Genomic DNA, 11,549 nt, shown 5'->3' on the forward strand with positions numbered 1-11,549 from the left:
CCGACTTAGCCGCCCGCGAGCCTTGCTTGCGGGCGCACGCCGTACCCTTCATTCATTGGATTCATCATGCAAACTGCTATCTTGCCGCTGCCTGCACGGTCGCGCTCTCCCTTGTCGCGCCTGAACTGGCCGCGCGGCGTGGTCGTGGCGATTACCCTGGTCGCCATTTTCCTGCCGCTGTTCCTGATTTTTTACCAGAGCTTTTTGAACGCGCCCTTCTTCATGCCGGTGCGCGAATTCGGCTTTGATTCCTACCGTTTCATCTTCGATGATCCCGATTTCGCCATGGCCTTCAAGAATGGCCTGATGCTGGCCTTCGGCCTGACCGTCATCGCCGTGCCGCTGGGCGGCATGCTGGCCTTCCTGATGGTGCGCACGGATTTGCCGGGCCGCGGCTGGGTGGCGCCCATGCTGCTGGTGCCGATCTTTGTCTCGCCGATGGTGATGGGCTTTGGCTACGTCGTCTCGATGGGACCCGTGGGCTTCTATTCGATCTGGGCCAAGGAGCTGCTGGGCTTCGTGCCCTGGAATATCTATTCCTTCACCAGCATCGTCATCATCGCCGGCCTGACGCACGTGCCGCACGTCTACCTGTATGCCTCGTCGGCCCTGAAAAGCCTGGGCTCGGACGTGGAAGAAGCGGCCCGCGTGGCCGGCGCTTCGCCGATCCAGGTGATGCTCAATGTGTCGCTGCCGATGATCATGCCTGCGCTGGCGTATGCGGGCGTGCTGGTGTTCTTCCTCGGCTTCGAAGTATTCGGCCTGGTGCTGGTGCTCGGTGATCCGGAAGGCCATCTGGTGCTGCCGACCTATCTGTACAAGCTGACGAACAAACTGGGCACGCCGTCGTACCATCTGATGGCCGCCGTCGCCGTCTGCCTGGTGATGGTGACCATGCCGCTGGTGATGATACAGCGCTGGCTGCTCAAATCCGCCAACAAATACGTGTCGATCAAGGGCAAGGGCGCGCGCAGCAAGGCCATGCCGCTGGGCCGCTGGAAGTGGCTGGCGTTTGCCTTGCTGGCCGGCTGGCTGATCTTCACCATCATCCTGCCGCTGACGGGCATCGTGCTGCGCTCCTTCGTGCAGTACTGGGGCGAAGGCGTGCACCTGGCCGACGTGCTGACGTTGCAGCATTTCCGCGACATTTTCGACCAGCCTTCGCTGGTGCGCGGCATCGTCAACACCATCCTGATCGGCGTCGTCGGCGGCGCGCTGGCCGTGGGCTGCTACAGCTTCATCGCGCTGGCCATGCACCGCAAGCAGGACGGCATCACGCGCCTGCTCGATTACAGCGTGCTGGTGCCGCGCGCCGTGCCAGGCCTCTTGGCCGGCCTGTCGTTCCTGTGGGTGTTCCTGTTCGTGCCGGCCTGGCTCGACGGCATATTGAAAGGCATGGACAACGGCGTGGCCCTGTGGCTGAGCGGCCATGTGATTCCCGTGCTGCGCGAAGTACGCTCGACGATCTTCGCCCTGTGGCTCGCGTATTCGGTGGTGTGGATGGCCTACGGCATGCGCCTCATTTCGACGGCGCTGCTGCAGGTGGGACCGGAGCTGGAAGAGGCGGCGCGCGCCGTCGGCGCCAGCCGCGGCCAGGTGACGCGCGACGTGACCCTGCCGCTGATCAAATACGGCTTGCTGGGCGCCTGGCTGATGGTGTTCCTGATCTTCGAGCGCGAATATTCGACGGGCGTGTACCTGCTCTCGCCGGGGACGGAAGTGATCGGCGCCATGCTGGTGTCGCTGTGGGCGGGCGGCTCGACCGACCTGGTGGCGGCGCTGTCCTTCATCAATATCACCCTGGTGGCCATCGGCCTGGGCATCGCGCTGCGCTTTGGCGTGAAGTTACATAACTGAGCTGCATAACTAAGAATAGACTGAGACCACATCATGAATGAATTGACCGTCAATGAGCTGTACCTGGACTACGGCACCGGCGCTGCCGCCAACCAGATCCTGAAAGGTGTCTCGATGCACCTGCAAAAAGGCGAAGTGGTCGCCCTGCTGGGGCCTTCGGGCAGCGGCAAGACCACCTTGCTGCGCGCCGTCGCCGGGCTGGAAAGCCCGAAGGCGGGCACCATCCAGATCGGCGAGCGCAATGTCTTCGACGGCGCGAAGCATTTCGAGATGCCGGCCGAGCATCGCAACCTGGGACTGGTGTTCCAGTCGTACGCGCTGTGGCCGCACAAGACCGTGTTCGACAACGTCGCCTACGGCCTCAAATTGCGCAAGATGGGCAGCACGGAAATCGCCGCGCGCATCAAGGAAGTGCTGACGCAGCTGGGACTCGGACACCTGGGCGAGCGCTATCCGCACCAGCTGTCCGGTGGCCAGCAGCAGCGCGTGGCGATCGCCCGCGCGCTGGTGTACAACCCGCCCGTGATCCTGCTCGACGAACCGCTGTCGAACCTGGACGCCAAGCTGCGCGAGGAAGCGCGCGCCTTCCTGCGCGAACTGATCGTGCGCCTGGGCCTGTCGGCCCTGATGGTGACGCATGACCAGGGCGAGGCGATGGCCATTTCCGACCGTATCCTGCTGCTCAATAACGGCAAGATCGAGCAGCAGGGCACGCCGCAAAGCATGTATGAAACGCCGGACACCCTGTTCACGGCCGAATTCATGGGCAGTAACAACCGCCTGCCCGGCAAGGTCGTGCAGCGCGAAGGCAAGCAGGTGCGCTTGCTGGTCGATGGCGCCTCCATGCAGGGCGTGGCGCGCGGCGCCAACGCGGGCACGGAAGTGACCACCATGATCCGCGTCGAGGAAGTGAAGATCAGCGCCACGCAGGTGGAGAACGCCATCGAACTGCCGCTGCTGACCTGCATGTATCTGGGCGACCGCTGGGAGTGTCTGTTCGAGCGCGGCGGCGCCGAGAACATCAGCCTGCGCGCGTATTCACGCCACAAGCTCGAGGCGGGCAAGTACTGGCTGCACATGCCGGCCGATAAGCTCTGGGTGTTTTAACGGTGCCGTGGTGGCCGCGCTGGCGCGCCGTCGGCGCAGCGCTGGCCACGGGTTTGCTGGGCGCCGCCATCTGCCTGTGGCTGCACACGCCGCTGCCGTGGATGATCGGCCCCCTGTTTGCCACGGCCGCGCTGCGCCTGGCGGGGCGCGAACTGGCTTGCCCCGTGCGCGTGCGGGAAGCGGGACAGTGGGCCATCGGCACGGCCTTGGGTCTGTATTTCACGGCGCCCGTGCTGGCCGTGCTCACCGTCTATACGCCATGGATCGCCGGCGCCGTGCTGTTCGCGCTGGCGCTGGGCGCGTCCGGCGCCATGCTGCTGCGGCGCCTCTCCGGCGTCGACCATGCCACCGCTTTCTTTGCCATGGCCGTGGGTGGCGCATCCGAGATGGCGGTGCAGAGCGAGCGCCATGGCGCCGACGTGGGCAAGGTGGCCGCCGCGCACAGCCTGCGCATGATGCTGGTGGTGGCGACCATCCCGTTCGGCGTGCGCTACTGGGGCAGCCATGGCCTGGCAGAAGGGCATGAGACTTTCGTGCCCGGCGCCGCGCTGGTCGACTATGGCGGGCTGGCGCTGCTGGTCGGCATCACGGTGCTGGCGGCCCTCGCATTAAAACGGGGCCGGCTGCCCAACGCGTGGGTCATCGGCCCGCTGCTGGCCGCGCTGCTGCTGACGGCCTGCGGCATCCATCTGTCGCGCCTGCCCGAATGGATGATACGCGCGGGCCAGCTGTTCATCGGCATCGCCCTGGGCACGCGCTTCACTCCCGCCTTCCTGCATGCTGCTCCCCGCTACCTGGCCGGCGTGGCTCTGTGCAGTTTCCTGATGCTGCTGCTGGCGGCCGCCTTCGGACTGGGCCTGTCGCACTGGCTGGGCATCCACCCCGGCACGGCCATCCTGGCCACGTCGCCCGGCGGCATCGCGGAAATGTCGTTGACGGCCAAGGCCCTGCATCTGGGCGTCCCCATCGTCACGGCCTTCCACGTGGCGCGCATGGTGGTGCTGGTATTGCTGATCGGACCGCTGTTTCGCCTGCTGCCGCGTCCTTAATTTCCCCGCACGACGATTTCCTGCACCTGGGGTTCGCGCTGGCGCATGAAGCGCACGATGGAGTCCACCGTGACGACGTCGATCTGGCGCGTCATGCGGCGCTCGAACGGGTGATCGTCGAAAGCGATATTGGCGCGGAACATGCGCGCGCCCAGGCGCGTGGCGGCCGGTATGCTGAGCGTTTGCGGCACGTAGCTGGCGCTGCGCAGCCAGCCTTGCGCTTCGGCGCGCGTTTCGATCTTGCCCGGCTCGTTGCTGGCAGCGGCCAGGGTTTCCAGCACCCACTGGTTCGAGTTCTGGTACTTGGTGGAAAACGGATAGGCCAGCATATTGTAGTGCGCCTCATGCAGGCGCTTGGGCGTGTTCGACGTCAGCAGTCGCACCAACTGCTGCTGCGTATCCTGGCCGGGAATCAGGATCAGGCTTTCATACATGAATACGTCATCCATGAAGAAATTACCCAAGCCTTCGTTGTACAGCGACGATTGCGCCGTGCCGCATTCATTGAGTTCATGCACCACCAGCCAGCGGCCCTTCGGGTGGTCGCGCCAGGCCAGCGCCATGTGCGAATAGCGCAAATTGTACTTCGACAGGTCTTGCCCGGCGCGTGCCACCAGCGCCACTTGCGCGCCCGAACCATCGAGCGCCTGCAGGGTCTTTTGCGCCAGGTCCATCGATTTGACGAGGGTGGTCGCATCCGTTGGCTTTTCCTCGCACGAGCGTCCCGCATGGGCGGCGCCGGCCAGGGCCAGGCTGATGATCATGACAGTCAGGCGTTTCATGGGTTCACGCTTTCGAATGGTGGAGGATGGCATTGCCGGCCGCATCCGGCACATAGGCGATGGCCTTGCCCGACAGTACCAGCATGTGGCCCGTCGAGACGGCCACTACCTGGATGGCCGTGCCGGCCGCCAGCGACAGCCCTTGCGTGGCTTTCTGGCTCAGTTTGACGGAGGCCGTGGCCGCCTGCGAGGCGCCCCTGGCTGCGCTCTTCAGTACGAGGACGCTGCCGTCGGCCACGTCTTCCACCTTGTCGATGACGATTTCACCGGCGGCGGCCAGCACCGACATGGAGCCGACGAGCACGATGGCCGACGCCATGCTGGCGTTGTCGGATGCGTTGGTGGTGTCGGAATTGGCGGCCTGGGCCAGCGGCGCCATGGTGGCGGCGCACAGCAGGGCGGTGGCGAGCAGATGTTTCATGGGATTTCCGTTCTTCATTGGTGGTTACACTTTGGAGTGGTGCAGCAGCGCCTTGCCCAGTTCGTTCGGGATGAAGGCGATGGCCTTGCCGGAAAGAACCAGCATGTGGCCGGTGGACAGCGCCACCACGTTGACCACGGTGCCGGCCGCCAGCGACAGGCCCTTGGCCGCTTGCGTGCTCATCTGGATGGAAGCGCCGCCCGCTTCGGACGCGCCTTTCAGCACGATGACGATGCCTTCGCCCACCGTTTCCACGCTGGCGACCACCACCTGGCCGGAGGCGACCAGCATCGACATGGAGCCGGCGACGACGATGGCGGAACCCTGGCTGAGGTTTTGCGAGCCTTTCGACAGGTTCTCCGAGGCGGCGGCGTGGACCAGGCCGGGAGCGGCCATGGAGAGCGTCAACAGCGACAGGGACAGGCAGAGGGGCAGCAGGCGTTTCATGTGTTTCTCCTTCAAGTGTGCCAAGTGGCAACGCCATCATTGTAGACTGTGGGCAATTGGTCAATGAAAACGCTACTCGTAGCGGGCAGGCATACCGCAGGTAGCGTATTGCGCTACTTTTTTGCCGCCAGAACCGATGCTATTTTTATAAAGGAAATGCATGCCGCAAACCCACGCCTTGATCGAAGCCTTGAAACGCCTGTTGAAAGCGCGCGCCGTCACATATGCCGAGCTGGCCCAGCGCATCGGCGTATCCGAAGCCAGCGTCAAGCGGATGTTTTCGCAGAAGCAATTTACCCTGCAGCGCCTGGACCAGATCCTGGTGGCCATCGGCAGCGATTTCCAGCAGCTGGCGCTGGCCGTGCAGTCAGCCCAGGCCGCGCCCACCCTGATCACGGGACTGACATATGCGCAGGAAAAGGAAATCATCGAGGACACCCGGTTGTTCGTGGTGGCCGTGTCTGCCCTGAACCTGCTGCCGCTGGAACAGATCGTCGCCATCTACGACATCAGCGAGGCGCAAGCCGTGAAATACCTGCTGCGCCTCGACAAGATCGGTTTTCTGGAACTGCTGCCGAATAACCGGGTCAAACTGCTGGTGGCGCGCACATTTGCGTGGATACCGAACGGTCCCATCCACACGTATTTCAAAAAGGAAGCCTATGGTGACTATTTGAATTCCCAATTCGATGGCGAGACGGAATTGTTGCGCCTGGTGAACGTGATGTTGTCGAAAAAATCCACGGCGGCCTTGCTGGAACGCCTGAAGCAAGTGGCGGTGGAATTCTCGCAGCAACACCAGGAAGACGCGCGCCTGCCCGGCGATGAGCGCCTGGCCATCAGCTTCATGCTGGCGGCGCGTCCCTGGATGCCGCAGACGTTCAAGGCGTTGCTGCGGCAGTAAGTGTGCAAGCCGGTCGATAAGCAAGCCTGCTAGCCTGTAAGCAAGCCAGCCGCCAGCAAGCCAGCAAGCAAGCAGTGAAGCCAGCAAGTCAGTACGCCGAATAAAGCCATTTGTGTAAAGCCATTCGTGGCGCCTGGTCTTTCTGGTCGCTAGTCTGGCCGCTGGCCGCTGGCCGCGCCTGTTTGCGCCATCCTCCATTGCTTGCCGGCCCATTGCTTGCGGGTCCATCTATTGCTGGCCCGTTTGCTGTGGGCCTGATTTCTGCTGCCCCGTTTGTTCCTCTTGTTCCTGTTGTTCCTGTTTCATTTGCGACAGCAAGCGCCAGGCAAAAAAGCCCAGCACGCCCACGCCCAGCAGCAGTGCGCCCCACAGCGCGGCCAGGCGCCACGGTGCCCCGTCTTTTGTGGCGCGTGCTGGTGCCGCCGCGCCCCCGTTGGGGTGGAGCGGGCCGGCGCTGGCCGTCTTGAGTGCCAGCAATTCGTCCGTCTTGAAGCCGGGCGCCACCTGCGACAGCGGTTGCGCCACGGCGGCGGCGTTGCTGTTGCCGAATGCCAGCTGATAAGGCAGCTTGCCGCTGGCCAGGAAAACGACGGTGGCCGGTGTCCAGCCCAGGCGCAGGGCGGGCGCATCGCTGGCGTCGAGCTGGAGTTCCGTGGCCGTCTGCAGTACCCATTCGCCCGTTTGCGTCACGGGCATGGCCAGGTCGCCCGAGATCCTCTCCTTGCCATCGAGGCCGATGCGGTAAAACGTCGTGCTCAGCAGGGGATCGAAATACGCGCCTTGCGCGGGACGCGCCTGGTGGCGCAGGGGCAGCCGGTGCCGGGGAACATAGCTGTTCTGGCGATACACGCCCAGGGTCACGGGCAGCACCACATTGTTGCGCGTCAATTGCAGGGCGATGCTGTCGGCGGGAATGGCGAGGGGCGTGGCGTAGCGCCATTCATTCGCCTGCTTGCCGGGCAAGCCTTGCAGCACGATGGAGGCGCGCGCTGGGGCGATCTCCGTTTCGCTGACGGCTTGCGCCGTGATCGCCGCAAAGGCCAGCGGTTCGCCCGCTTGCCAGCTCAGGCGCGCATAGCGGAAGGCGCGCGGCGCAAAGGCGATGCTGTCGTTGGCCAGGGTCTGCGTGTCGCTGTTGCTGAGCCAATTCAGGGTGGTGGTGCCGATGGCGTCCCATTGCTTCAGGTCATCGCTCACTTCCAGCAGCACTTGCGCACTGTAATTGTCCGTGCGGGTAGGCGGCGTGAAGCGCAAGGCGGCGATGCGCTTGTCTTGCGTCTGCTTGCCCAGGTCGAGGATCAGCGCCTGCAGCATCGCCGTGGTCGCCGCCGTGCCGGCGCGCGTGCTGACCGACAGCAAACGGCCATCGTCCGCCGTGCGGATATCGATGCCTTGCAAGCCATCGCCAGTTGCCGGCGCGCCCGTCACGGGGAAAATGCGGGCGGGAATGGCAGTCCGTTGCGTGGCCGATTGCGCGGGCGGCGCGCCGATGGCGTAGGCCAGGCGCTTGCCGTCCGCGTCGAACAGGCGCAGGTCGGCCAGGCTGGCCGAGCTGGCGTGCAGGTAGACGTCCCTGGGCAATATCAGCTGGACGATGCCGGCGCCGGCCGGCACCTGCACGGGCATGCTCCAGGCATAGTCCTGTGGCCGGTCCTGGCCGGGCGCGGCCAGCGCGGCGCCTGCCACCAGCAGGCTGCAGCAGATCAATGAGGGCTTCATGCGGCTCCTTGTTGCGGTTCGGCTGAAGCGGGCGCGGCAGCCTTGGGGAAGGGCGCCAGGTAGCCGATCAAGACCATCAGCAAGCCGACACCCACGAAGGAGACGATGCGCTCGATGCCGCCCACGTTGGACAGGTCGATCAGGAACAGTTTCAGGACGACCAGACCCAGCAGCACGGCGCCCAGGCTCCATTGCTGGCGCCGCTGCTGGCGCGCCGCGTGGCGCATCAGCAGCAGGGCCGTCACGCTCCACACCAGCGACAGCATCGCTTGCACGAACTGCGAGGCCAGCATGGCGTCAAAGGTGTAGGGCACGCCCAGGTACTGCGACACCGTGCGCAGCAGCATCAGGTTGAACCAGCCATACAGCAGGCACGCGGCCACGACGGGCAAGCGCGCCTGCCACACGGCGGGCAGCGGCAACTGGCCCGTCGGCAGCAAGCGGTAGCTGGCAATGGCCAGCAGGACGGCAAAACCCGTGCTCAGGTCCAGCGGATTGAGCAATGGCAAGTACGGCAGCGGTGCCATGGCGCCGTCGTCGAAGATGTTCCATGCGGCGATCAGCAGCAGCGACCATGCCGCCGCCAGCGGTATCAGATAACGCTGGTACCACGCCGCAATCGGCGCCACCGGCCAGGCGCCAGCGCGGCAGCGGCGGATCAGCCAGGCCAGCACCAGCATCATGGCCCAGGCCGGCAAGTAGCGGGCCCAGGCAGGGCTGACGCTGCCTTCATACTGTGCCAGCCAGGCGCTGACCTGCATGGCGCCAAGCGGCCACAGCATCAGCCAGGGCGCGGCCGTGCGCAGCGTATGCAGCAGGCGCAGCGCACGCGCGTCGAGTTGCCAGCCCGCTTGCGGCCAGGCCAGCAGCAGGTATTCTCCTGCCGCCAGGGCACTGGCCAAAGCCAGCCAGCTCAGGCCGGTCGGCAGGTAGTCGCGCAGGTACAGCGCCAGCAACAGGTTGGCGCTCCACAGGCCCAGGCCAATCCAGGCGGCCACGCTGATCCAGCGCAGCTGCGGCCAATCGAGGCGCCGCGCCAGGAGGGCGAACGCGGGCGTCGTGACGCAGACGGCGATCAGGTACAGCGCCAGCCAGTGTTCGCCCGCGTGTGCTTGCAGCGCCAGGTTGCCGTCGATCAGGCGCAGCAGCCAGCTGGTGAAGGGCACGAGGATGGCGGCAAACCACAGCAAGCCGCTCCAGGCCAGCAGGGGGCGCGCCACCAGGGCCAGCAGCTCGTCGCCGCCGCGCGCGCGCAGCGCAAGGAAACGGGCGCTGGCAAAGGCGGCGGCGCCCAGCAGCAGGGCGCTGAGGAAGGAGCCGCCGAACAGGTTGGCCGGATGCTGATCCCAGGTCCAGCTGGCGCGGCTGAGCAATATCATGCCGGCCAGGACCTGCACGGCCAGCAGCAGGGCGCGCGGCGCATGCCATTGCTCGCGCCGCGCCAGCACCGCCAGCAGGGCTGCCACTGCCAGCGCGCTGACGGTGAGCAGGTTCAGTTGTGTGATGCTATCGGTGCGCAGCAGGATTTCGCTCCAGATGCCGCCCAGCAACCATGTCGTGGCGGCCGTCAGGAACAGCACGGACAGGCTGCTCATGAACTCAGGATGCAAGTGGCTGGCGTGCCTGCGGAAATTGTAGGCCATTACCAGCGCGGCGGCGGCCAGCAGCACGCAGCCGAGCCAGATGTTGGCCTGCAAGGCCGTCGTCGTGTCGAGTCCCTGCATGGCACCAAGGAAGGCAAGCCAGGCGGCCGCCTGCACCAGCAGGCCGAAGGCCCAGGCCAGGGTCTGGCGCTGGCGCAAGCCGACCCAGACGATGCCCGCGCCTTCCAGCGCCCAGGCGGCGGACGTCCAGCGGCCGTCGAGGGCGAACGGGATGGCCAGGGTGCCGAAGACGATGCCCAGCGCGAGGAAGGCTTCGGCCAGCAGTTTGAAACCTGCGCGGCGCCACAGCGCCACGGCCAGTCCCGTGTAGCACAGGCCGGCAAGCAGCGCGGAAAATGCCAGGCCAAAGTCAAAGTGCCGGACGAGGCCGTATTGCAGGCCCATCGCCGCCAGCGGCGTACCGAAGACCAGGGTGCCATCCACGTAGTGCTTGAGGCGCGGCACCTGGCGCGCGCAGTAGGCGATCGCGATGCCGATATAGAACAGCACGAACAGGATCAAGAACAGTTGCGTCGACAGGTAGTGCTCGGGCGAGTAGCGCAGCAGGCCCCAGGTGGTGGCGACGACAAAGGTAAAGCCAAAGCTCAGCACATTCAGGACGCGCCAGGCGCGTTTCAGGGCGATGGCGAAGACGCCCGCGTTGAGCAGCGCGTAATAGCTGAACAGGCCGATATGGTTGCCGCTGCCCGTCGACACGAGCAGGGGCACGGCAAAGCCGCCGACGATGCCGAAGACGGCCAGCCAGACGGCGTTTTGCAGCACGGCCAGCAAACACGTGAACGCCGTCAGCACGAACAGCACGGCAAACGCCAGGCCGGCCGGGATCAGTTCATACAGGCGGAAGGCGCCAAACGTCACCAGCATCAATATCGCCAGCGCCGTGCCCTGCAGCGGCAGGCTGATGCCTGGACGGCTGAGGCGGATGCGCCAGGCCCAGGCCAGCAGGGCAATATCGGCCAGCGCGATGCCGGCCAGGCGCAGCTCGATGGGCAGCGTGACCTGGGCCGACACGTATTTGAGCAGGAAGCTGACGCCGAGGAAGAGGATCAGCAAGCCCAGCTTGGCGACCAGGTTGCCCGTGAATAGCCAGTTTTTCGCCTTGGCAACGAGGCCGTCCGGGTGCGCGATCCAGGACGGGGTATTCGGGACGGCAGGGGCGGGTCTGGCGGGGGGCGGCGGAGCCGGTTTCGGCGCCACGGGGGCTTCTGCTGCGGAGGCTGTTGCCGGCACTGCTGCCGGCGCGACCTGCGCCACCTCGGCCACCTTGATCGCGGCTGCTTGCGGCACGGAGGCGGGCGTCGGCAAAGGCATCGGCGCCGCCACTGTTACTGGCGCCGCGCTGGCGGGCACGGCGGGTGCAACGGGCACGACGGGCGTAGCCGCAGGCGCTTCGCCCTGGCCTTCCAGCGTCCGCAGGCGCTGCTGGATGCCGTCGACTTCCTTGCGCAGGCGCGCAGTCAGCAATTCCAGATCCGCCACCTTGCGGCGGTACTGCAGCACCAGCACGAAGGCGGTAATCAGCAAGCCAAGGATGAACAGCGTGATCAATCCAAACATGGGGCAGCTTTCCTGAAAGGGCAGGGCGAAGGCGCCCGATGT

General features: G+C 65.5%; 9 protein-coding genes. 4 read left to right on the forward strand and 5 right to left on the reverse strand.

All coding sequences use genetic code 11. From position 1 onward, the window contains the following. Nucleotides 1-66 precede the first annotated feature (66 nt). The 3 genes from CLU94_RS20845 to CLU94_RS20855 are packed head-to-tail and all read left to right on the forward strand — an operon-like array spanning nt 67 to nt 4,013. The gene (locus CLU94_RS20845; protein WP_070219148.1) at nt 67-1,857 is read left to right on the forward strand and encodes an ABC transporter permease; all 1,791 of its coding nucleotides are present in this window, start codon (nt 67-69) and stop codon (nt 1,855-1,857) included. Nucleotides 1,858-1,890: 33 nt separating this feature from the next. Next, entirely contained in the window at nt 1,891-2,964 is a 1,074-nt protein-coding gene (locus tag CLU94_RS20850) for an ABC transporter ATP-binding protein (RefSeq protein WP_099667025.1), read from the forward strand. 2 nt (nt 2,965-2,966) lie between these two features. Beyond that, nucleotides 2,967-4,013, forward strand: coding sequence for an AbrB family transcriptional regulator (locus CLU94_RS20855; protein ID WP_099667026.1), 1,047 nt, complete (start codon nt 2,967-2,969; stop codon nt 4,011-4,013). On the opposite strand, the gene CLU94_RS20860 is transcribed toward CLU94_RS20855, so the two are convergent. Genes CLU94_RS20860 through CLU94_RS20870 form a run of 3 tightly spaced genes read right to left on the reverse strand, consistent with a single transcriptional unit; the run spans nt 4,010 to nt 5,663 of the window. Further along, a complete protein-coding gene (locus CLU94_RS20860) occupies nt 4,010-4,795 on the reverse strand; it encodes a DUF2145 domain-containing protein (RefSeq protein ID WP_099667027.1) in 786 nt (261 codons plus the stop codon). The genes CLU94_RS20855 and CLU94_RS20860 overlap by 4 nt on opposite strands. A 4-nt stretch (nt 4,796-4,799) precedes the next feature. Next, nucleotides 4,800-5,216, reverse strand: a complete 417-nt coding sequence (locus CLU94_RS20865; RefSeq protein ID WP_099667028.1) for a hypothetical protein — start codon at nt 5,214-5,216, stop codon at nt 4,800-4,802. 24 nt (nt 5,217-5,240) lie between these two features. After that, nucleotides 5,241-5,663: a hypothetical protein gene (locus CLU94_RS20870; RefSeq protein WP_099667029.1), complete on the reverse strand. Its 423-nt coding sequence runs from the start codon at nt 5,661-5,663 to the stop codon at nt 5,241-5,243. Between the two features lie 160 nt (nt 5,664-5,823). Between CLU94_RS20870 and CLU94_RS20875 the strand changes: the two genes are divergently transcribed. Next, a complete protein-coding gene (locus CLU94_RS20875) occupies nt 5,824-6,567 on the forward strand; it encodes a helix-turn-helix domain-containing protein (RefSeq protein ID WP_077407465.1) in 744 nt (247 codons plus the stop codon). 228 nt (nt 6,568-6,795) lie between these two features. On the opposite strand, the gene CLU94_RS20880 is transcribed toward CLU94_RS20875, so the two are convergent. Further along, the gene (locus CLU94_RS20880) at nt 6,796-8,286 is read right to left on the reverse strand and encodes a DUF3999 family protein (RefSeq protein ID WP_099667030.1); all 1,491 of its coding nucleotides are present in this window, start codon (nt 8,284-8,286) and stop codon (nt 6,796-6,798) included. Beyond that, nucleotides 8,283-11,507, reverse strand: coding sequence for a DUF2339 domain-containing protein (locus CLU94_RS20885; RefSeq protein WP_099667031.1), 3,225 nt, complete (start codon nt 11,505-11,507; stop codon nt 8,283-8,285). The genes CLU94_RS20880 and CLU94_RS20885 overlap by 4 nt, the downstream gene beginning before the upstream one ends. Nucleotides 11,508-11,549: the final 42 nt, after the last annotated feature.

The organism is Janthinobacterium sp. 13 (assembly GCF_002749695.1).
Classification (GTDB): Bacteria; Pseudomonadota; Gammaproteobacteria; order Burkholderiales; family Burkholderiaceae_D; genus Janthinobacterium; species Janthinobacterium kumbetense.

Bases quoted from the DNA above. Each gene is read 5' to 3' on its own strand.
- CLU94_RS20845 (WP_070219148.1), top strand. From the start codon at position 67: ATGCAAACTGCTATCTTGCCGCTGCCTGCACGGTCGCGCTCTCCCTTG.
- CLU94_RS20850 (WP_099667025.1), top strand. From the start codon at position 1,891: ATGAATGAATTGACCGTCAATGAGCTGTACCTGGACTACGGCACCGGC.
- CLU94_RS20860 (WP_099667027.1), bottom strand. From the start codon at position 4,795: ATGAAACGCCTGACTGTCATGATCATCAGCCTGGCCCTGGCCGGCGCC.
- CLU94_RS20865 (WP_099667028.1), bottom strand. From the start codon at position 5,216: ATGAAACATCTGCTCGCCACCGCCCTGCTGTGCGCCGCCACCATGGCG.
- CLU94_RS20870 (WP_099667029.1), bottom strand. From the start codon at position 5,663: ATGAAACGCCTGCTGCCCCTCTGCCTGTCCCTGTCGCTGTTGACGCTC.
- CLU94_RS20875 (WP_077407465.1), top strand. From the start codon at position 5,824: ATGCCGCAAACCCACGCCTTGATCGAAGCCTTGAAACGCCTGTTGAAA.
- CLU94_RS20880 (WP_099667030.1), bottom strand. From the start codon at position 8,286: ATGAAGCCCTCATTGATCTGCTGCAGCCTGCTGGTGGCAGGCGCCGCG.
- CLU94_RS20885 (WP_099667031.1), bottom strand. From the start codon at position 11,507: ATGTTTGGATTGATCACGCTGTTCATCCTTGGCTTGCTGATTACCGCC.